This is a genomic window from Thalassotalea algicola, assembly GCF_012932965.1.
Lineage (GTDB): Bacteria > Pseudomonadota > Gammaproteobacteria > Enterobacterales > Alteromonadaceae > Thalassotalea_F > Thalassotalea_F algicola.
The window spans coordinates 22,914-45,118 of sequence record NZ_JABBXH010000004.1 but is presented as its reverse complement, the minus strand read 5'-3'; the positions used below and the strand labels follow the sequence as shown (position 1 = coordinate 45,118).

At 37.4% G+C, this 22,205-nt stretch carries 20 protein-coding genes; 6 read left to right on the top strand and 14 right to left on the bottom strand.

The genetic code is table 11. The annotated features are described in order from the left end of the window. Positions 1-55: 55 nt before the first annotated feature. On the bottom strand, positions 56-1,507 hold the full coding sequence (locus HII17_RS12170) for a glyceraldehyde-3-phosphate dehydrogenase (RefSeq protein ID WP_169075663.1): 1,452 nt from the start codon (positions 1,505-1,507) through the stop codon (positions 56-58). 164 nt (positions 1,508-1,671) lie between these two features. On the opposite strand from HII17_RS12170, the gene HII17_RS12165 reads away from it, so the two are divergent. Beyond that, the gene (locus HII17_RS12165) at positions 1,672-2,472 is read left to right on the top strand and encodes a DUF2989 domain-containing protein (RefSeq protein WP_169075662.1); all 801 of its coding nucleotides are present in this window, start codon (positions 1,672-1,674) and stop codon (positions 2,470-2,472) included. Positions 2,473-2,478: 6 nt separating this feature from the next. On the opposite strand, the gene msrB is transcribed toward HII17_RS12165, so the two are convergent. Together msrB and gndA are read right to left on the bottom strand one after the other, a co-directional pair. Then, the gene (gene msrB / locus HII17_RS12160) at positions 2,479-2,862 is read right to left on the bottom strand and encodes a peptide-methionine (R)-S-oxide reductase MsrB (protein WP_169075661.1); all 384 of its coding nucleotides are present in this window, start codon (positions 2,860-2,862) and stop codon (positions 2,479-2,481) included. 8 nt (positions 2,863-2,870) lie between these two features. Continuing rightward, positions 2,871-4,394: an NADP-dependent phosphogluconate dehydrogenase gene (gene gndA, locus HII17_RS12155; RefSeq protein ID WP_169075660.1), complete on the bottom strand. Its 1,524-nt coding sequence runs from the start codon at positions 4,392-4,394 to the stop codon at positions 2,871-2,873. A 241-nt stretch (positions 4,395-4,635) separates the two neighbouring features. On the opposite strand from gndA, the gene gap reads away from it, so the two are divergent. Together gap and HII17_RS12145 are read left to right on the top strand one after the other, a co-directional pair. Then, positions 4,636-5,631, top strand: a complete 996-nt coding sequence (gene gap / locus HII17_RS12150; RefSeq protein WP_169075659.1) for a type I glyceraldehyde-3-phosphate dehydrogenase — start codon at positions 4,636-4,638, stop codon at positions 5,629-5,631. A 132-nt stretch (positions 5,632-5,763) separates the two neighbouring features. Continuing rightward, the gene (locus HII17_RS12145; protein ID WP_235938760.1) at positions 5,764-8,031 is read left to right on the top strand and encodes an FtsZ/tubulin family protein; all 2,268 of its coding nucleotides are present in this window, start codon (positions 5,764-5,766) and stop codon (positions 8,029-8,031) included. A 48-nt stretch (positions 8,032-8,079) separates the two neighbouring features. Here the strand turns inward: HII17_RS12145 and HII17_RS12140 are convergent, their stop codons facing one another. From HII17_RS12140 to zwf, 5 genes are read right to left on the bottom strand one after another with little or no spacing between them, the layout of a single operon-like run. Then, the gene (locus HII17_RS12140) at positions 8,080-8,745 is read right to left on the bottom strand and encodes a bifunctional 4-hydroxy-2-oxoglutarate aldolase/2-dehydro-3-deoxy-phosphogluconate aldolase (protein ID WP_169075658.1); all 666 of its coding nucleotides are present in this window, start codon (positions 8,743-8,745) and stop codon (positions 8,080-8,082) included. Next, entirely contained in the window at positions 8,742-9,716 is a 975-nt protein-coding gene (locus HII17_RS12135) for a glucokinase (protein WP_169075657.1), read from the bottom strand. The genes HII17_RS12140 and HII17_RS12135 overlap by 4 nt, the downstream gene beginning before the upstream one ends. Positions 9,717-9,719: 3 nt before the next feature. Beyond that, positions 9,720-11,549: a phosphogluconate dehydratase gene (gene edd / locus HII17_RS12130; RefSeq protein WP_169075656.1), complete on the bottom strand. Its 1,830-nt coding sequence runs from the start codon at positions 11,547-11,549 to the stop codon at positions 9,720-9,722. 4 nt (positions 11,550-11,553) lie between these two features. Beyond that, complete coding sequence (gene pgl / locus HII17_RS12125; protein WP_169075655.1) at positions 11,554-12,246, bottom strand: 6-phosphogluconolactonase; 693 nt, start codon at positions 12,244-12,246, stop codon at positions 11,554-11,556. A gap of 3 nt (positions 12,247-12,249) precedes the next feature. Next, positions 12,250-13,719: a glucose-6-phosphate dehydrogenase gene (gene zwf, locus HII17_RS12120; RefSeq protein WP_169075654.1), complete on the bottom strand. Its 1,470-nt coding sequence runs from the start codon at positions 13,717-13,719 to the stop codon at positions 12,250-12,252. 282 nt (positions 13,720-14,001) lie between these two features. Here zwf and HII17_RS12115 point away from each other — a divergent pair, with 282 nt between their 5' ends. Together HII17_RS12115 and pyk are read left to right on the top strand one after the other, a co-directional pair. After that, positions 14,002-14,850, top strand: a complete 849-nt coding sequence (locus tag HII17_RS12115) for a MurR/RpiR family transcriptional regulator (RefSeq protein ID WP_169075653.1) — start codon at positions 14,002-14,004, stop codon at positions 14,848-14,850. 63 nt (positions 14,851-14,913) lie between these two features. Beyond that, positions 14,914-16,365: a pyruvate kinase gene (gene pyk / locus HII17_RS12110; RefSeq protein ID WP_169075652.1), complete on the top strand. Its 1,452-nt coding sequence runs from the start codon at positions 14,914-14,916 to the stop codon at positions 16,363-16,365. 57 nt (positions 16,366-16,422) lie between these two features. Here the strand turns inward: pyk and HII17_RS12105 are convergent, their stop codons facing one another. Next, a complete protein-coding gene (locus tag HII17_RS12105; RefSeq protein ID WP_169075651.1) occupies positions 16,423-17,283 on the bottom strand; it encodes a DUF6279 family lipoprotein in 861 nt (286 codons plus the stop codon). Between the two features lie 125 nt (positions 17,284-17,408). On the opposite strand from HII17_RS12105, the gene HII17_RS12100 reads away from it, so the two are divergent. Further along, the gene (locus HII17_RS12100) at positions 17,409-18,434 is read left to right on the top strand and encodes an ATP-dependent 6-phosphofructokinase (RefSeq protein WP_408033890.1); all 1,026 of its coding nucleotides are present in this window, start codon (positions 17,409-17,411) and stop codon (positions 18,432-18,434) included. Between the two features lie 4 nt (positions 18,435-18,438). Here HII17_RS12100 and HII17_RS12095 read toward each other — a convergent pair whose 3' ends face one another. The 5 genes from HII17_RS12095 to HII17_RS12075 all read right to left on the bottom strand — a co-directional run bounded on the left by HII17_RS12095 (position 18,439) and on the right by HII17_RS12075 (position 22,194). After that, positions 18,439-19,263: a LytR/AlgR family response regulator transcription factor gene (locus tag HII17_RS12095; protein WP_169075649.1), complete on the bottom strand. Its 825-nt coding sequence runs from the start codon at positions 19,261-19,263 to the stop codon at positions 18,439-18,441. A 1-nt stretch (position 19,264) separates the two neighbouring features. Further along, complete coding sequence (locus HII17_RS12090) at positions 19,265-20,332, bottom strand: sensor histidine kinase (protein ID WP_169075648.1); 1,068 nt, start codon at positions 20,330-20,332, stop codon at positions 19,265-19,267. Between the two features lie 111 nt (positions 20,333-20,443). Continuing rightward, entirely contained in the window at positions 20,444-21,289 is an 846-nt protein-coding gene (locus HII17_RS12085; protein ID WP_169075647.1) for a phosphotransferase, read from the bottom strand. A gap of 36 nt (positions 21,290-21,325) precedes the next feature. Beyond that, positions 21,326-21,937 carry a nicotinamide riboside transporter PnuC gene (pnuC, locus tag HII17_RS12080; RefSeq protein ID WP_169075646.1) on the bottom strand — a complete coding sequence of 204 codons (612 nt, stop codon included), beginning with the start codon at positions 21,935-21,937 and terminating at the stop codon, positions 21,326-21,328. Next, positions 21,937-22,194, bottom strand: a complete 258-nt coding sequence (locus tag HII17_RS12075) for a hypothetical protein (protein ID WP_169075645.1) — start codon at positions 22,192-22,194, stop codon at positions 21,937-21,939. Before HII17_RS12075 ends, pnuC begins: the two co-directional genes overlap by 1 nt. Positions 22,195-22,205: the final 11 nt, after the last annotated feature.

Here is a 22,205-nt window from a genome sequence, read left to right as displayed (position 1 = left end):
TTTAAGAACAAAAAAAGGCGCCAAAGCGCCTTTTTATTCTATTAAAGTATAACGCTTATGCGTGAGGCAAACTAGGTACGAAAAGACCTGCCATTTCCTGCATAACACGAACTACCTGACAACTATAGCCGAATTCATTATCGTACCATACGTATAGTACCGCTCTATCTTCGTCGACAATCGTAGCTTGTGAATCGACAACTCCTGCATAACGAGAGCCTACTAAGTCAGTTGATACAATTTCAGTAGATGCAGTGTAGTCAACTTGGTGTTGCAACTCAGAATTTAATGAAATACCACGTAAGTAATCATTTAAACCTTCCGTTGTTGTAGCTTCTTTAAGGTTTAAATTCATAATCGCCATAGAAACATTTGGTGTAGGTACACGAATTGCGTTACCAGTTAACAAACCTTTCAATTCAGGTAATGCTTTAGATACTGCTTTTGCTGCACCAGTAGAGGTTATTACCATATTAAGAGGTGCACTACGACCACGGCGTGGTGATTTATGATAGTTGTCGATCAAGTTTTGATCATTGGTATATGAATGAACCGTTTCAACGTGACCGTTCTTAATACCAAATTTATCATTAACTGCTTTTAATACTGGTGTAATTGCATTTGTTGTACAACTAGCAGCCGAAACAATCTTATCTTCAGCTAAGATCATGTCTTGATTCACACCGTAAACGATATTTTTAATATCACCTTTTGCAGGCGCTGTTAACAATACTTTTGATGTACCTTTAGACTGTAAATGCTGACCTAAACCTTCTTCATCTGACCAAATACCAGTATTATCTACTACTAGCGCATTGTTTATACCATATGCAGTGTAGTCGATTTCTGATGGTGATTTTGCATAAATAATTTGGATAAATGCGCCATTAGCTTTGATCACGTTGTTTTCTTCATCAATAGTAATACTACCGTTGAAAGCACCGTGTACTGAATCTCTACGTAATAAACTTGCACGTTTTGCCAAATCACCATCTTTACCTGGACGAATAACAATTGCTCTTAAACGTAAACCTGCTGAAGGGCCTGTTTTTTCAATTAGTAAACGAGCTAATAAACGACCGATACGACCAAAACCATATAAAACTACGTCTTGTGATTCTGGTTGTTCATTATTGTCAGATAAGCTTTCAGATAGCTCTTTCTCTAAATATTGTTCAATAGATAGACCGTTAGCACCACCTAGGAACAAATAGTTATAAGCAAGTTTACCTATATCAATCTGCGCAGGTGATAAAGGCATTTTTGTTAATGCTTCTAAAAATGGGAAACTTTCTCTTAAGCGTAACTTACTGTCTTCATGTAGGGCGACAGATTTGTGCGCTTTGATAATGTCGATAGCAGACGCATTAACTAAAGGACGACCGTAAACAGCTACTTCAATTCCTTTATTTCGGAATAATTGGCTGATTACCGGTAACATATTTTCTGCGAATGTTTGACGTTCTTGCCAGCTAGATTGGTATTCTTCCTCAAGATGAGAAGTCATTACATAAAACCTTTTTATTTCAGTAAAGTGAACGATAAGCTATTATCAATATAGTCTATATATGTTGATAATTACTACCCGCTTGATGCGGCGCACATTGTAATGCAGAGTGAAAACTTTCTCCAGCCATTACAGGTAATATTTTAAAAATTTTTGGGTTTAGCATGAAGTTTATAATCGCTGCTTTTTTTAGCACATTACTATTAACCGCTTGTGATAGTGGTCCAGACTTAGCAAAAATTTGTAAAGACTCTCCCGAAATGTGTGGAGAATTTAAGGAAGACAGTTGGTGCAAAAGAGAAAGAGTTGGCGCTATTTTTGCGAATCACGCGCTGAACACTACTAAAGCGGATAAACAAAAGTACAATTTATTAATTGCCTATGAAAAGTATGCTGTTTGTGTAAATCATGCATCAAAAATAGAACACATAAAGTTAAAAGAAAAAAAGAAAAACCGAATTGACAATTATGTGAAGGCAAAGGAGAGAATAAAACAATTAAGTGACGAAACAAAAACGTCTAAGCACCCTGAGCTATTGTTTTATCATTGGTCCCGTTATATGAATGAAGTCGCTTTGGAAAAGTTTTTAAAAATGGAAGGTAGCGCAGAATTAGAAACTCCAGAGTCTCAATTTAACTTAGCCACTTACTATATAAAACGTAACCCTGATAAAACCTTAGATTTGCTTTTTCATGCGCTGGAGCTAGTAAAACCTGGTGAAATCATAAACATTGAAATTTTTAAGTCTATTACGACAATTTTTACCGATAAAGAAGAATACAAACAAGCTTATATATGGTTAAAAGTTTTGAACATATATGCACCAGATGATGAGGAAATTAGTAAAAAAGGATTGAAAGAGTACAGCCAATTTTACAAATTAGATGCTAATTTCTTAGATCAAGTTGCCGAAGCTACATTAGACAAAATTAGTGAAGGGAGATTTGTCGCACCAAGTCATTAAAATAGTTTACTGAGCTTGATCTCCATCAAATAGTAAACTTAACGAATTAACACAGTAACGTTTCCCTGTAGGCTCAGGGCCGTCGTCAAAAACGTGTCCTAAGTGAGAGTCACAGTGTCTGCATTTGATTTCAGTTCTTACCATATGGTGAGACAAATCCTGAATGTATAAAACATTGTCGTCTATGCATTCAAAAAAACTTGGCCATCCACAGCCAGCATTAAACTTTTTGCTTGAATGAAAAAGCGCTCGTTCACAACAAGCGCAATTGTAGTTACCATCAAGCCAATGATCATTATATATACCAGTAAAAGGATGTTCTGTTGCTGCTAAACGACACACCGCATAAGCTTCTTTACTTAGCTTTTCTTTATAATGATCATCAGACATAACAACTCCTACATTGACACCATTGGGCGCCCTTTTGAAGACCATTCTACATGATATTTTTTACCTGTAGCCTTATCGGTTCTTTCAAAGGTATGAGCACCAAAAAAGTCTCTTTGACCTTGCAATAAGTTAGCTGGTAATACACCACTGCGCATTGAATCGTAATATGATAGCGCTGAAGTTAATGCTCCTGCTGGAATACCCATTAACGTAATATCAGCAATAGCCTGACGCCAGTTCGATTGGTGAAGGTTCAACTGTTTTGCGAAAAATTCATCTAATAATAAATTTTCTAAGTTCTCATCACGATTAAATGCTTCAGTAATAGATTGTAGGAAAACTGCGCGAATAATACAGCCAGCACGCCAAATTTTAGCAATACTTGAAAAGTCCAATTCCCAATTATGTTCTTTCGCGGCTAACTTCATTAACTGGAAACCCTGAGCATAAGCACAAATTTTTGCACAATAAATAGCATCATGTAGGCGAGTAATAAATGTTTGTTTTTCTTCTTCAGTATACTCTTTGCTATCTGGCCCTTCTAAAAGTTCAGACGCAGTTACACGTGCACTTTTAAAAGATGAAATTGAACGAGCGTATACCGCTTGTGATATCGTTGGTGCAGGACAACCCACTTCCAAACTACTAACAGCGGTCCAAAGCCCCGTTCCTTTTTGACCCGCTTTATCGAGTATTACGTCTACTAAAGGCGTTTCATCATCAAGTTTATGTCGAAGTACTTCTACAGATATTTCCATCAAATAGCTATCTAGAGGACCTTGATTCCACTTTTCAAAAGTATCAGCAATTTCATCACAGCTCATACCTAGACCTTCACGCAATACTTGATATGCTTCACAAATAATTTGCATATCAGCATATTCAATGCCGTTGTGTACCATTTTTACATAATGTCCAGCACCCGCTGGTCCAATATACGCAGCACATGGATCGCCATACTCTATAACTTCACCAGGTTCAGTGCGCTCAATAGGCTTACCTGTAGCAGGGTCAACCTTTGCAGAAATTGCTTCCCAGATTGGTTTAATACGAGTCCACGCGTAAGGTGTACCGCTTGGCATTAATGCTGGGCCAAACCTTGCGCCAACTTCACCACCGGAAACTGCAGATGAAAATAAAAGAAACTGGCTTTTATAACGTTTTTCGCGCTCCACAGTGTCTACCCATAAACTGTTGCCAGTGTCGATAATAATATCGTCAGGCTGAATGCCTGCACCAATAAGGCTTTCACAAACTTGGTCAACAGGTTCACCAGCAGGTACTGAAAGTACAATAAGGTGTGGCGCTTTAAGTTGAGAAAGTAATTCTGTGTATGAAAAACATCCGTAAACACGAGGTGAATCTGTTTTATTTTCTAACCTATCTTGCTCAATGGTATCAGTAACCTTTTCATGATTAAGGTCAAATGCAGCAATGTTGTAACCATTGTCTGCTAGGTTTAACACCAAGTTTTTACCCATTACACCTAGACCGATAAATCCGATGTCACACAATACTTTCTCTTGTGTCATATTTTTTTCCGCGGTTTGATAATTTGTAGATATTGCACGAATATGCGCGTCGATTTCTTCATTTTATCATGCCATTTCAATTCGCGCCGCACTTTATACAAATAAAATTAGTTATTTTTTATGTTTTTTTGGTAACAATCCGAAAATAAATTTAACTTAATTACACTTAAAACCATTTTAAGCTTGATATTTTCGCATAATGATGTAATTTTACTACATTATTAAAATTCAAGGATTAAGCATGACTATTAAAGTAGGTATTAACGGTTTTGGCCGTATTGGTCGCTTTGTTTTCCGCGCAGCACAAGAACGACAAGATATTGAAATTGTCGGCATCAATGACCTTATCGATGTAGAGTATATGGCATATATGCTGAAGTATGACTCAACACATGGTCGCTTTAACGGTACTGTAGATGTTGAAGGCGGCAATCTAGTAGTAAACGGTAAAACAGTTCGAGTTACGGCAGAGCGTGACCCTGCACAATTAAAATGGAATGACGTAAACGCAGACGTTGTTGTTGAATCTACTGGCTTATTCCTTACCGATGAAACCGCACGTAAGCACATTGAAGCTGGTGCAAAGAAAGTAGTAATGTCAGCTCCTTCAAAAGACAGCACTCCAATGTATGTTATGGGTGTTAACCATAACGAATACCAAGGTCAAGAAATAGTTTCAAATGCTTCATGTACTACTAACTGTTTAGCTCCTGTAGCAAAAGTACTGAATGACAATTGGGGCATTAAAGATGGTCTAATGACAACCGTCCATGCAACAACTGCTACACAAAAAACAGTTGATGGTCCGTCAGCTAAAGATTGGCGCGGTGGTCGTGGTGCGGGTCAAAATATTATTCCTAGCTCTACAGGTGCAGCAAAAGCGGTAGGAAAAGTAATTCCTGAACTAAATGGCAAACTTACAGGTATGGCATTTAGGGTACCAACACCTAACGTTTCTGTTGTTGATTTAACGGTTAACCTGAAGAACCCTGCTACTTATCAAGAAATCTGTGACGCAATGAAAAACGCAGCTCACGGAAACCTAGAAGGTATTCTTGGATATACAGAAGATCAAGTCGTTTCAAATGACTTCATTGGTGAAAAATGCACATCAGTATTTGACGCTGGCGCAGGTATAGCACTTACAGATACTTTTGTAAAAATCGTTACTTGGTACGACAACGAAATCGGTTATTCAAATAAAGTATTAGATTTAGTCGCTCATATCCAAAAATAAACGACTATTAGGACCAAACTTATAAAGCCAGCATTTTGCTGGCTTTTCTTTTGTTTATTATGTAAATGTATGTTTTTTGAACTATCTTCATAGTTGGACGTGGGTTTTCCCACAAAGCTATGGGGAAGAAAGATGCAAACAAAGAAGTCGGCTAAGGGTCCTACTAACAAAACTTCAAATAAAAATATCTCACAATCACAAAACGCTGAACAAAGTAAAGATGAATACGACATTATCGTCAAAAGAAAAGTCAGTCAGTCTGCTGAAAAAGCTGAGCCTGCAAATACCCAAAAGCAGCTTTACAATTATTTTACTGAAAAAGATATTTCACTCATTCTTAAAAACCTAGATGCATTGCGGGACGAGGTTTACCCAAGAGTAACAAGCTTTGAAGAAGAAACTGAATACAACCCTAACTTCCCTTCTGTTTGCCTTATTGGCCTTGGCCGATGTGGTTCTAATATTGCATTAGACGTTGCTTGTTTAGTTCATAACGCCCGTAACTTCTACTTAAATGAGTTTCATAACGAACAAAACAAAGTTCGAGAAAGAGATAACCGTCCAATAAAATGGATTCAACGCAGTTTAAATATCAACCAACACAACTCAATTAAGCCAGTATTTCTAATGGAACCTCTAGTTATGCTTGGCGATCTAGATAAAGATATTGAAGGTCGAATTCGGTTCTCTTCTAAAGGCTTTGATAACAACTTTCTCAAAGACTATAACAAACTAAAAATCATGGATTTATCAGAAGTTCATGCTGGTGGTGCCGGTAACGCCCCTATTCTTGGTCAATACCTTGCAAAAATCATTTTAAATAAAGATACCGATCAATTTACCAATCAAGACTGGAAGTTCATCCACTCATACTTAATTGATTCTTGTGGCATTAAAGCTAACCAATCTAGATTATATTTTTATATCTTTAGCGCAGGTGGTGGTACCGGCTCTGGTATGGCATCTGAATTTGGTTTGGCTCAACAATACTCCTATATGAATAAAACCTTTGATATCAAATCAGAGCGAGATCTGGCAAGCCACAACCAGTCTTTTGTTTTTGAACCTATATTTACTAGCGGTATTTGTATATTGCCAAATATCTCAGAGCAATATGTAGAAACTTCTGAAGCATTACACATTAATGCAGGTCGTTTGTTATGTAAGTATCTGTCGGAAGAATGGAATTTCTCCTACAGTATGGATAATGAAAATGCGACCACTTCAAACATGATACAACGTATTAGGCCGTGGAATGCCATGATGTTAATTTCTAACGACATCATGCGATATGCTGAACAAAATGACGATGAAGGTGGAATACAGTTTATTGATGTAAATTCTATGGAACGTCATGCTAACCAATACATTAGCCAACAGATTTTTAATATTTTGACGGCGCAAGCCGTTACAACAGATTACGATGAAAATTACTTTAGACGTGCCGGTATCGATATAGGCGAAACAATAAGGTTAGATGCTAATGACTTATTTATGAGTCTTGCAGGCCCTGTTGCGATTGCATATGCAGAATCAGTAGTGGCAGATGATGAGTTGGGTGCTGATGGGAAAAAACTCTTTAGTGGAACAGGCGAAGAAAGTAGCTTAGATATAGATGACTTGTTCTTCCGTTCCATCGACCTACCACACTTTAATAAGCAGACGCAGGCGATTGAAGGTATAAGTCTGTTACCTATCGAGTCTTCTCAATATCGAGTTGCATTAAAAAATTACAAAGAAAGTGGTTATGACGCCAAGCATCTAAAAGGATTACACTTTTTCAAAAACTGTTCGTCAGTAGTTTCCATTGTTTCGCTTCCGAAAGATTATAAGCTTTCTTATATGGACTTAAATAAGTTGAAAATGCATTTAAACAACTTATTCCCAAATACTACATTAAAACGTTACGCATTAGTCATAGGTGCTTCAGCAAATCTATCCTTAACAACCTTAATAGCTAAAAGTCCGTGTTTAAGTGATGACTTCTTAACACTAATTGTTGCCTATATTAAGCGCTGCTTTGCAAAAGACAATTACAGGTTCGATGAAACTATAGATAGTAAAATAATAGAGCTCATTAAAGCACCTGAATTTGACGAAACCATTCTTGAATCTTTGCTGCTTGATTTCGAGAACCCGGCTAAAATTTTGGATACTAATTGGTACGCGATTAAACCAATGTATGAGAAAAAATACCGAGAATTAATACATGATAGTAAACAATTCACATCAATAAATGACATTAGACTAACACTAGATAGTGTTAAAAACGCCATTTTGTATTTGAGAGAAATTTACCGCCATCGTATTAGTAAAACGAAAGTTATTTCACTTAATGATATATCGGCACCCGATATCGATATACCAGTGATGGTTAAATCGGACTCAAATAAAGATTAATAAAAAAGCCAGCTTGAAGCTGGCTTTTCTTTATTGAAAACAAGTTGGTTATTTTACTGCTAAAGCATCTGCAACATGAGCTAAAGAATCATTAGCTAGCGTCGTAATAGCTGACCAATTTTTCTCTTTAACAATGCTATCTGACACTAACCAAGAACCACCACAACAAGCGACATTTTTTAATGCTAAGTAATTGTTAACATTATTTAGATTAATGCCACCAGTTGGACAGAATTTAATGTTAGGAAAAGGACCACCAATTGACTGGATAGCTTTTACTCCACCAGAAGCCTCTGCTGGGAAAAATTTGAAATGATCGTAACCAAAATCAATGCCATCCATTAGCTCAGAAATAGAGGATATACCTGGGATTAACGCTATATCACCTTCATTACCTGCTTTTAATAAATCTTTGGTTAGGCCAGGACTAATTGCAAACTTAGCACCTGCATCGCGAGAGCGTTGTAATAATTCACGGTTTGTAACAGTACCTGCGCCTACAACTGCTTCTGGTAACTCTTTGGCAATGGTTTCAATTACATCTAACGCAGAAGGCGTTCTAAGTGTGACTTCTAATACTTTAATATTAGCTTTTATCAACGCTTCAGCGATTGGTAATGCATCTTCAACTTTTTCTATAACGAGTACCGGCACTAATGGTCCCATAGCAAATAAATCTGCTGGCGAAAGCTGCCAATTTTTTAAATCCTTCATAATGCCTCTTTGTTATGTTGAAGAAGGTACGCTGTTGCACCTAGTATGCCTGGTTGAGATTCAGTGATTACATATGTTGGTATGTTTTGGTTGAAACCTGACAAACGCCCTTTTTCTTCAAAACGTGTTCGAAAATCACTTTCCTTAAAATATTCGATAAAACGAGGAACAATTCCACCAGCGATATAAACACCGCCAAAACTGCCCAAAGTTAATGCTAAGTTACCTGCAAAACTACCTAAAACCCTGCAAAACTGAGTAAGAGTTTTTTCACACACATCACACTCTTTGGCTAATGCTCTACTCGTAATGTCCTTTGCCGATAACACGTTTTTCGATACATCGTGCAGTTCAGCTAAAGCTTGATAAATTTGTTCTATCCCTAAGCCAGAGAGCAGCTGCTCGTATGATACGTGGGAATATTTACCTAATAGGTGTTTAAATATAGCTATTTCTTGTTCATCGACTGGCGCAAAATCAACATGCCCGCCTTCACCACTTAAACTTACCCAACGACCATTATGGTTGACTAAATTAGCTACGCCCAATCCAGTACCTGGGCCGCATACTGAGATTGGTTTTCCATCAACAGGGTCACCAGAACCAATTTGCACCTTTTGCTCGTTGCCAAGCATTGGTATAGCGTGAGCTATTGCAGTAAAGTCGTTAATCAAAAGAAACTTTTCTAAACCCAATACTTTTTTTAATTCAGTTTTAGAAAACTGCCATGGCAAATTAGTCATAACGACTAAGTCATTTTCAACAGGACAAGCGATAGCAAAACAAGCACTTATTGTTTTATTCGTTAGTTGTTCTTTTTCAATAAAGTCGCTTACTACTTCGGCAAGTCCGGCGTAATCGGCACATTGATAAACGGTTAACGATTTAGTGCTACCATCTTGATTGGCAATACCAATACGTAAATTTGTACCACCAATATCAGCAACAATATTGACACAATTCTCAGACATCGATTATTGCTCTCCGTCTAAAATATGAAACAATGAACAAGCACCTGTTTCTGCAGAGCTGAGACTTTGACGCATAAAGCCAAATATTTCTCGTCCCATACCTTCATGATGACCATTAACCTTAAACTGTGCTAATGTTCGGTTTTCCAGTTCATGTTCATCAACTAACAGAGTAAGCTCACCACTGTCGCCGTCGACCATAATCATGTCGCCGTTTTGAACTTTAGCAATTAAGCCACCATCAAGTGCTTCTGGACATAAATGAATTGCAGCTGGGACTTTTCCTGATGCTCCAGACATTCGACCATCGGTAACTAGCGCTACTTTGAATCCTTTATCTTGAAGCACGCCTAACGGAGGCGTTAACTTGTGTAGTTCAGGCATACCTCTGGCTTTAGGTCCTTGGAAACGAACAACTGCAACAAAATCTTTTTCTAACTCACCCGCTTTAAATGCTGCCTCTAATTCATGTTGATCTTCAAACACTACTGCCGGCGCCTTAATAACTTGTGCACCTTCACGGAGTGCCGAAGTTTTCAAAACTGAAGTTCCTAAATTACCTTTTAGTACTTTCAAACCACCGTCAGGCTTGAATGGCAACTCTGTAGTAGCGATCACTTCAGGGTCACCTGACACATCAACACTATCTACCCATTTAAGTTGACCATTCTCTAGTACTGGCTGTTGAGTATAACGAGTTAGCCCTTTACCACAGATGGTTTCTACATCTTCATGAAGTAAACCAGCACCTAACAATTCTTTAAATAACAACGCCATACCACCAGCTTCTTGGAAGTGATTAATATCAGCATGTCCATTAGGGTAAATACGTGTAATTAAAGGAACAGCGTCAGATAAATCATTAAAATCTTGGAAGTTAATAATTATTCCTGCTGCTCTTGCAAACGCGATAATGTGCATAGTTAAGTTTGTCGAACCACCTGTAGCTAATAACGCTACAATTGCATTTACAACAGAACGCTCATCCACCATTTTACCTACTGGTAAATAATTTCCTGATTGCTGTGTTAAGCGAGTGACTTGGCGTGCGGCAGCCTTAGTTAACTCTTCACGCAATTGGGTATTCGGTGCAATAAACGAAGCGCCAGGTAAATGTAAGCCCATCACTTCTACAACAAGTTGATTAGAGTTTGCTGTCCCAAAGAAGGTACACGTACCTGCACTGTGATATGACGCAGATTCTGCAGCAAGTAATTCTTCTTTCCCGATTTCGCCTTTAGCGTATTGCTGTCTAACACGCGCTTTTTCTTTATTTGGAATGCCCGATGGCATTGGGCCTGCTGGCACAAATACTGTTGGCAAATGACCGAAAGTTAAACTTGAGATTAATAAACCGGGAACGATCTTGTCACAGATCCCTAGCATCAACGCTCCGTCGAACATATTGTGAGACAGGCCTACGGCTGTAGACATGGCAATAACGTCTCGACTCATCAAACTTAAATCCATGCCTGGTTGGCCTTGTGTAACACCGTCACACATCGCTGGTACACCACCTGCAAATTGTGCAACACCACCAGTCTCAGTGACAGCTTGTTTAATAATCTGAGGATAAGTTTCATATGGTTGATGTGCTGAAAGCATATCGTTATACGAAGAAATTATTGCGATATCAGAGTGGTTAATACCACGCAATTTACTTTTATCTTCTTTACCACACGCGGCAAAGCCATGCGCTAAATTGCCACACGATAAACTTGCGCGATGAACGGTTTCTGATTTAGCGTTATCAATTTTCGCTAAATAAGCTGCTCGAGTAGCTTTACTGCGTTCAATAATACGATCTGTAATGGCTGTAATTTTTGGATTCATCTGACTACTCCGCCCAATAAACATTTGTCGTTAGTGACGGGTGCTGTAAAAATGCACGAATAGGCATTTCTGTAATTTCATCACCAGCTAACGCTTGGTCTAAAACTGTTTTCTTTCCTTGACCACAAATATGTAAAAACGTGTTTTTACTTTGCGCAAGGTATGCGTAACTAAAAGTTATTCTTTCATGAGGTGCTGTAGTTGGTACTACCTTTAACAAAGGCGCAGCATCTTTAGATAAAGCGGAATGAATTTCATTGCTGCACGGAAATAAAGAGGCAGTATGTCCGTCCTCGCCCATACCTAAAATTAACACATCAAAAGGTAATACCGTTGTACCAGCAGCTAAGTTCAAATCAGCCAAAACTTCACTACTTAACAAATCACCTTGTTTAATATGAAAAAAGTTAGCTTCTAGCGCATTGTTTTGAAGTAAATTTTGATGCACTAACTTTGTGTTACTAGCATCGTCATTAATGTCTACCCAACGCTCATCTGCTAGCGTTACGGTAATTTGCTTCCAAGGCAGCGATTTTTTTGAAAGAACACTAAAAAAACCTTTTGGAGTAGAACCTCCTGAAACAGCAATACTGGCTTTACCTCTAAGTTTTACTGCTGTTTCTAATATGTTAGCCACTTTATCTGCTAGTTGATTATCTAGCAGCTCTCGGCTATTAAATTCATGTAATTGATGCATTGCTTATTCCACCCATTGCCTGTCATCGCGAGCGATTAAAGATATTGAAGAAACAGGGCCCCAAGAACCTGCAGCATATGCTTTTGGCTTCTCATTACTTGCTTGCCATGCATCAATAATACTGTCCGCCCAACTCCAAGCAGCTTCAACTTCGTCACGACGCACAAATAAAGATTGGTTACCGTTAATCACTTCCAACATTAAACGTTCATAGGCATCTACGACTCGTTCGTTTTCATAAGTCTCTGAAAAACTTAAATCTAATTTGTTTTCATGAATGTTCATTTGAGAAGCGATTCCTGGGATCTTATTCATCACCTCTAACTCAACACCTTCATCAGGTTGTAGTCTTATTGTTAACTTGTTGGCAGGAAGATCGACATAACTATCTTTAAAGATGTTATGTGGTTGTTCTTTAAAATGAATGACAATTTCACTGTGTTTAGCAGGCATACGTTTGCCAGTTCTTAAATAAAACGGGACTCCAGTCCAGCGCCAATTATCAATTTCCGCTTTTATCGCTACAAACGTTTCAGTGTTACTGGTTTTATTCGCACCTTCCTCTTCAAGATAACCTGGTACACCATTACCACCTAAGAAACCCTCAGAGTACTGCCCTCTTACTGTTTTCTCTTTAACGTTTTGGCGAGTAATTGGCACTAACGCCTTAATTACTTTTAACTTCTCATCTCGAATGCTATCTGCACTTAAATCTGCAGGTGGCTCCATTGCCAGCAACGATAAAATTTGCAACAAGTGGTTTTGTACCATATCGCGCATTTGTCCAGCTTCGTCGTAAAAACCCCAACGCCCTTCTATGCCGACACTTTCAGCTACTGTAATTTGGACATGGTCGATGTAGTTACGATCCCAATTATTGGTAAATAATGAGTTGGCAAAACGAAGAACGAGTAGGTTAAGAACGGTTTCTTTACCTAAATAATGATCAATACGATAGATTTGGTTTTCTTCGAAGTGACTCGATACCATATTATTAATCACTTTAGACGACTCTAAACAATGACCAATTGGTTTTTCCATGACTACACGGTCGCTGTCATTTATTAGACCTGCGTTAAATAAGCCTTCAGTAATATCGCCATAAATTGCAGGAGGAGTCGAATAATAATAAATACGCTCGTCATTTCCATTAGCTAACGTTTTAGCAAGAGCGCTGTAGCTGTCAGTTTCTTTAAAGTCTAGTTTTTGATATACCAAACGAGATAAAAATCGCTCATACGCAACTTCATCTAGACCTTCAGATACAAAATTGGTCAAATTTTCTTTGGTAAAATTGATGAAATCACTGTTGCTTTGGTCTTGACGTGCAACACCTACAATTCGAGTTTCTTCGTGTAAAAGACCAGCTAAGTCTAACTGATAAAGGGCTGGCAATAACTTACGACGGGATAAATCGCCTAACGCACCAAATAGTACTACTTCTACTGCTGAGTTGATTTGCGCATTCTTCATAAATTTTTCTCTAGTTTACGTACTGTAACTAAACTACATTTAACGTTAATTTAGCGCTTGTTGACACTTCAGTAAAGAACTTTTTGTAATTTTACTACATTAGGTTAAAGTCCTGTGTAATTAACGACTATTTCGCTAATTACTTATGTGTATTTATTAAACATTTGCAAAATTTTCCATAAATAACTTATATTAACTGCTCATTTGAAAGAAATTTTCATTTTTTCTGTTATTTATTCAGAAAATAAATTACAGTTAATAAAAAAAGATCTGGAAAATTATATGAACATTTTAGAAAAGATCGCCAATGAGCTAGACACTTTCAGCAAATCAGAACGTAAGGTTGCTGAAGTTATTCTTGCTTCGCCAAATACCGTTATTCATGCAAGTATAGCCGCATTAGCAAAACAAGCTAATATCAGCGAGCCTACAGTAAATCGCTTTTGTAGACGATTAGACACTAAGGGTTACCCTGATTTTAAGCTACACCTAGCACAAAGTTTGGCCAACGGCACACCTTATGTAAACCGACATGTTGATGAAGATGATACAGCTGATGAATATACAGCTAAAATCTTTGAGTCAACCATGGCGAGTTTGGAATTGGCCCGTAAAAGCTTAAATACAACAACAGTTAATCGTTCTGTCGACTTACTTACACAGGCTAATAAAATTTCATTTTTTGGTTTAGGTGCTTCAGCTGTTGTCGCTCATGACGCACAAAATAAGTTTTTCCGATTCAATGTCCCTGTTGTTTATTTTGACGATGTATTAATGCAACGCATGAGCGCTATTAATAGTCAGCAAGGTGATGTTGTTATTGTTATATCACATACAGGACGAACTAAGTCTTTAGTAGAAGTCGCTGCTTTAGCTAAAGAAAATGATGCAACTGTTATTGGCATTACCAACGAAGGCTCTCCATTAGCAAAAGAATGTAATATTGTGCTTTCGGTTGATGTAGCTGAAGACACAGATTTATATATGCCAATGTCATCACGAATTGCGCAATTAGCGCTAATCGATATTTTAGCTACAGGCTTTACATTACGCCGTGGTAGCAAGTTTAGAGATAACCTTAAGAAGGTTAAAGATAGTTTACGAAGCTCAAGATTTGAGCGTAAAGAATAAAAAGAACTGGCACAACATTTTGTGCCTTTTTAATTTCAACTTATTTAAAGATGAAGGACAAAAATGCCTAGAAGAACGAAGATTGTTGCGACCCTCGGTCCTGCAACAGATGACAGAGAAACGCTCAAAGAAGTATTATCGGCGGGTGTTAATGTCGTGCGCCTTAACTTTTCGCATGGTAGCCCTGAAGATCATATTAACCGCGCAAATATGGTGCGTGAGATTTCTAAAGAGTTAGGAATCTATGTGGGCATTTTAGGCGACTTACAAGGCCCTAAAATTCGAGTTTCAACATTTAAAGATGGCCCTATCACATTAGAAATTGGCGATAAGTTTGAGTTGGATGCTGCTTTACCTAAGGGTGAAGGCACAAAAGAAAAAGTTGGTATTGATTACAAAGAACTACCCGATGATGTAGCTACTGGCGATATTCTTTTATTAGACGACGGCCGAGTGCAATTGAAAGTGTTGAGTACTGAAGGCACGTCAGTATTCACAGAGGTAGTTGTAGGCGGCCCTTTATCAAACAATAAAGGAATTAATCGTCAAGGTGGTGGATTAACCGCCCCAGCTTTAACACCAAAAGATAAAGAAGACATTAAGCTAGCGGCTAAATTAAAAGCTGACTTCCTAGCTGTTTCTTTCCCACGAGATGCTGCTGATATGCGTGAAGCACGCCTTTTAGCACAAGAAGCAGGCTGTGAAGCACGTTTAGTTTCAAAGATAGAACGCGCAGAAGCAGTAAATGATGACAAAGTGCTTGATGACATTATCTTAGCGTCTGACGTGGTTATGGTTGCTCGTGGAGATCTGGGTGTGGAAATTGGTGATCCAGCGTTGGTTGGGAAGCAAAAGCATATTATTGCCCGCTCTCGCCAACTTAACCGTGTTGTAATTACCGCTACGCAAATGATGGAAACCATGATAACGCATCCAATGCCGACTCGTGCAGAAGTCATGGATGTTTCTAATGCCGTATTAGATGGAACTGATGCCGTTATGCTTTCAGCAGAAACAGCAGCAGGTAAATATCCTGTTGAAACTGTTAAAGCAATGGCTGCGGTATGTATTGGTGCAGAAACACATCGCTCTGTTAATACATCAAGACATCGTATTGAGTTAATGTTTTCTGATATTTCAGAAACAATTGCCCTTTCTGCCATGTATGCGGCGAATCACTTAGAAGGTGTTAAAGCAATCATAGCGTTAACTGAGTCAGGCCAGACATCTAAAATAATGTCGCGCATTACTTCGGGTTTGCCGATTTATTCTCTTTCTCGTCATGCAAAAACGTTAACTAAGACCGTAATTTATCGTGGTGTTTATCCTGTAAAGTTTGACTCTACTTCTAGTACAGATGAGTCTTTAACTAACGATGTTCTTCGTGAAGTTATTAAACATGGTGATTTCAAAGAAAATGATAAATTGATCTTTACCCATGGTGATATCATGGAAACCGTTGGTGCAACGAATACGGTTAAAATTCTAAAAGTCACTAAAAAGCTTTTAAAATAAGTCTCAATTAAAAAGTTTATAAAGGGTAGTGTTGCTACCCTTTTTTTATTTACCTTATTAACTATCTATTTCTAAATCCTGCAAATCTTCAATAAAGTCATCTATACGGTTGTTAAAACGATTCAGTTGTTTCTTCGATAGATTGTTCATCATATAAAAGAAAATTTCAGTCGCCACTTGGTTATTTTGTTCTCTAATCGCTATATAGTCTTCGCTTCTTAATTTTTCTGGTTGCACGATTAGTTCAGCGAATAGCAATTCATACTTTTCTTTAGTTAGCTCTGGCGAAAGCGCTTGAGAAAACTGATTTAACCAGTTTGTACGATATTCAATCCAATAATCAAATGTAGATACGAAGCCTTCAGTATATTGGCAAATTGTTTTCTTTTGAGTTTTATTAAGTTTACCTACCCATTTCCGAAACTGTTTTTGTTGATCAATACATTCTTCTTTAACCCATTGTTCGCGAGTTAGTATTTCCCGCTCCTCTACGCGCTCTTTGTTACTTTCTCTTATCGAATCAACTAGGTTTTCTCTCTGCTCTTTAGTTAACGTATGCGTAAGGGATATCAAATCTGATTTAGTTTGATCCCGTACTGTTACCCAGTGGCTATTTACTTGGCCAATATGCGATGCCAATTGATCGATTGTTATACCTGTATTTACTTGCTCTTTAAGTGTTAATAGCTGCGTATAATAAACTTTTAGCTGAGTCTTTCGATGCCAAATATGAATTTTATCAAAGGCCTCATCAAAGCTTTTTTGTTGTTCATCATTTAAAATTACATAATCATCCAAGTACCAATTTGCCCACCAATCGAGGTTGTTATAGACAAAGCTAAAACTACAACCAGATAATAATAAAAGGCTGGTAGTAATTATCCCCCAACGTTTAACCAATTTTAGATTTTTCAGCACTTTGGCATTCCTTTGATTTAGCGTAAATATGCAAAATAGAAAAAGTATTATAAGGTGTAATACGTTATAAACTTTCAGAGAGTTTGTAACCCCCTATTCTGTTAATAAATATTGCGAAATACATGATGAGTAAACAAAACACCATAAGACGGATCGGTATATTAACGAGTGGCGGTGACGCTCCAGGAATGAATGCTGCTATACGAGCGGTCGTACTTGCTGCCCATCAATATAGTATTGAATGTATAGGTTTCTTTCATGGTTACAATGGACTGATTAATCAAGAATATCGTTTACTAGATAATAGCTCTGTAAAAGATATAATTCATAAAGGGGGTACAATACTAAAAAGTGCCCGCTGTCCGGAAATGCTATCTGAAACTGGTGTAAAACAAGCAGTTAACAGTCTAATAAAATTGCAAATAGATGCACTTATTGTGATCGGTGGTGACGGCTCATTTAATGGCATGTTAGCTATCGAGCAACACTGGCAAGGTCAACTCATTGGCCTGCCTGGAACAATAGATAATGATTTAGATGGCACTGATTTTACGATTGGCTTTTCTACCGCCATCAATACTGCTATTGAAGCAATTGATAAAATAAGAGATACAGCAGATGCGTTTGATCGTGTATTTGTCGTTGAATTAATGGGTCGACATAGTGGTCATATCGCATTTAACGTCGGTATAGCATGCGGCGCTGAGCAAATAATATCTTTCGAAAACTTTAACGCTAATGACGCAAACAAAAAAGTTAATGAGATTGTAAGTGATATAAAACACCATCAATCTCAAGATCATCAAAGTTACCTAATAGTGTTAGCAGAAAACCTATGGCCAAACGGCGCTCAAAGCCTCTCTGAGCAACTTAAACTACAATATAGTATTGATTGTGGCACCTGTATTTTAGGCCATATACAACGCGGTGGTTCACCTGTTGCTAAAGATAGATTACTTGCAACAAAACTTGGTGTTGCAGCTATTGAAGCAGTATTAGTTGGTAAAACTAGCATCATGCTGGGCGAGTTAAAAACCGAAATCGAAGAAGTAACGTTAAATGACGCTGTTCAACACACAAAGATAGTGGCTGAAAATTTAGTAGTCGCACATGAAAATATATTAGCGCTTGCTGCTCAAAACAAGCGCTAGTACGTTAATTATTAACGGCTTGCTTTACTTTGTCTTTGTAACTTCGGCTAACTTTAAGCTCTTTGCCACTGGTCATGACTAAGTAATACTCGCCATTAAGCTGACTACAAAACTTTTGGATGTAATTTTTATTTACTATCGTTGAACGATGGCTTCGGATAAATATGCGAGGATCGAGCAATTCTTCTAATTGCTTCATCGTTTTTCTTAATATATGTGTACCTTCCTCTGTATGAACACACATATAATCGCCAGCTGCATCTATCCACCAAATAGAGTTGACTGGCACTCTACTTAACTCACCGCCATCTTTTATAGGTAACACATCTGAATACTGTGAAATTGAAACGTCTTGATTACTAGCTAGCTCTTCTAATATTTTGCTTTGTTCACTACCAGTTACATCGCTGACAAGCTGCACTAATCTATTTTTATGTTCTGTATCAGCTTTACTTTGGTTATGTTCGCGAATTTTATCCATTGCCTGAGCTAGACGTACATCATCTGCTGGCTTTAATAAATAATCGATAGCGTGTACTTCAAATGCTTTTATTGCATATTGATCAAAGGCGGTAACAAAGACAACAGAAGGGAGTGCTAATTCTTGGTTGATAACCTCGTCTATTACTTCAAAGCCATTTAGACCAGGCATCTGAATATCTAAAAACATAAGATCAGGTTGGTACTGTTTAATAGCTTCTATAGCCTCTCGGCCATTACTACATTGAGCGACAACGTTAATATCATTGTGCTCTGCTAACCTAATTGCTAAGCCTTTGCGTGCTAGCGGTTCATCATCTACGATTATGGTAGATAGTGAATCGGACATACTAACTTCCTAATTCATACGGAATTCTTATATTTACTTTAACACCTGAAGGCTTATTTTTGGAGACAACTAGCGAAAAATTTTCTTTATATAAAGCGGTTAAGCGTTCTCGTGTATTAGCTAGCCCAACTCCACTCTCTCTGTATAAATTTCCGTTCTTAATTTCCGCGCCTGGTCCATCATCGGCTAATTCTACTAACAAGTCATTTCCAAAGCGATTAACGCTGATTGTAATTGTTCCGCCCTCTTCTTTTACTGCAATGGCGTACTTAATCGCATTTTCAGCAAGAGGCTGTAGGATCATACTAGGCACTAAAGCATTTTCACAATCTTTACCAATATCAAATTTAACCTGTAAACGTTCTTCAAAACGGACTTTTTCAATTTCTAAATACAGTTCTAACGCATGAATTTCACTGGTCAAAGTAACGCGTTTCATTGGATCTTTATCAAGTGAATACCTTAAAAACTCACTTAGCTTAGTAACCATGCCATTAGCTGTTGTATTTTCTTTGACTAAAATTAACGTAGAAATAGCGTTTAACGTATTAAATAGAAAGTGAGGGTTAAGTTGATAACGCAGCATTTTTAGCTGTGCTTGGTGTGCTAACGTATTGGCTTGCAGAACATTCTGTTTTTCTTTCTGCAACATTTGATAGTACTTAATACCGAAATACAATCCACTCCAGCTTAATATAATATAAAAAGACCAAACACTCGACTGGGTATAATAAAGCCAGAATTCAGGCTTCCAACCATGTTTATAAATTTCCCAGTAATTAATATTTTTGATGACCTGCCAGATGACTGCCGTAATATAAGAGGCAATAATTATTACCGTTACCATTTTTATCGGCGCTAAATTCCAAGCTCTGCGATAAACATAACGTAATGGAACTGTAAGCATCCAACCAGCATAACTATTAAGAAATACTACGATTACAAAAATATCGCGTAAGTCATGTAATAAAGAACCTAAAAACTGAACTAAGGCAAAGCCAAACCAACCAGCGGTTTGTAATAGCCAGAAGAATCGATTTCTATTTTCTATAAGCGCTTTCCAATTCACAAAAATAAACCATTTAGTTAGTTACATTTGTAATTATGAAAGATCACCTTAAAACGCGCACTACAGTTAATCTCAACTTTTCAGCGTTTTGTCTCATTTAAAGCATATAACTTATGGCGTTATGAGCTTTTCTGCGAGGTTAATTTGTTGTAAAGCTAAATTTTTGTAATGGACATCATTACGAAGTTCATACTCTTTGAAATACCAAAGTCCATTAATTAGCGCCGACACAAGCATGTAACGCGTAACCGAATATTCATCTATACTATCAATAACATAGCTACTTTCCACGTATAATTCAATAAGCTCTCTGATGTAATCTTCCGACAGGCCATTTACAGCTAAGAGCATACCTAGTTCATATTCAATAGGTGCTAAAGAACTTGCTTCAAAGTCAATTAAATATGGTCTTTTACACTTGCGATACAAGATATTATTAAAATTTAAGTCGCCATGGATAAACACTTCACTTTTCGGGTATCTATCGAGCTCTGCTAAAACAGCGGTAGATTTCTTTACTAAAGAATAAAAGCACTCACGTTGATTGATACTTTTATATAAATCACTAATAACCTTCGATATGTTTAAGACAGGTACGGTATTTATCTCTTCAACAGTGATGCTATGTAAATTGGCCATTAACCTAGCGGCAACTACAAGCTTTTGCTTTATAGTTATTGGATGGCGCTCTAATGTATTTGCATCTATAAATTGAGAAATCAGTAAATGCTTTTCAGCAGCAATTATTTTGGGAGCCAAGTTATGCAATGTCGCAATTTGCTGTGACAGTGCTTCATGATTTGCAGTGTTAGTATCTTTAAAATATTTTACAAGGTAATCTCGCTCGGCAGTTGAAACTTTAAAAACCTTGTTATTGTACCCTCCAACTAAGGACTGTATTGTGATTTTCTTCTCAGCAAAAAGCGAATTAGATTTTATTAATTCAAGTATGGCCATACTTATTTTCGCTATCTCACTGATTGAAAATTAAGTTTAATTTAACGCAGGCTCAGGCGTTTGCTTGAGCTTTTCTAACCAAGTGAAATAACCTACCAATGCAATAACTACGTAAACTACAAATAGCATAGCCGTTGGTGAAAGGCCTTTTTCTATATAAACATAGATAGAAACCAAATCAATGACTACCCAATAAAGCCAATTTTCTAATACTTTCTGAGTAACTAAATAAGTAGCAAATACCGCATATACCGTTGTGGCAGCGTCAATATATGGAAATGATGTCGGCGTATAATTGTCCATAACATAACCTACGCCGATGGAGACAAACGCAAGAAAGAAAACCGTTTTCAAATGATAAGTTGCGCCTAAGCTATGAATACAAATGTCTTTTACATTACTCTTATGTTTGGTCCAACAATACCAGCCGTAAATTGCCATAACAAAATAGTAAACCTGTAGGAGACTATCCATCCAAAGGTAAACATCGTAAAAAATATAGGTATACAGTGCGGTACTAATAAGCGCGGAAGGCCAACAAAGAATATGTTCTTTTGCTGCGAATATGACGTAAGCAAAAGCTGTGATTACTGCAAGTAACTCTAACACTGCAATTTGGCTAAAATATGCTACTGTTTCGGCTAGCATTAATAATTTCTCTTTCGATCTGCGGCAATTATCTTAAGAATAAAAACAGCACTTCCGGTTATTTGGTGTATAGCCTTCATTTCCTTATTTACCGCTGATAAAGCGACATCGTACTCACCAAAGACCTGTGTACTCATACCATTAGTGACAACGTTTATGTCTTTATTCTGTTTTAAATTTTCAATAAATGACCAAATTTGTTCTTTGTAATTTCGATCCGCCAGTGGGTAAAGGCTAAGTTCAATTGAAATATCCATAACATCTCCTA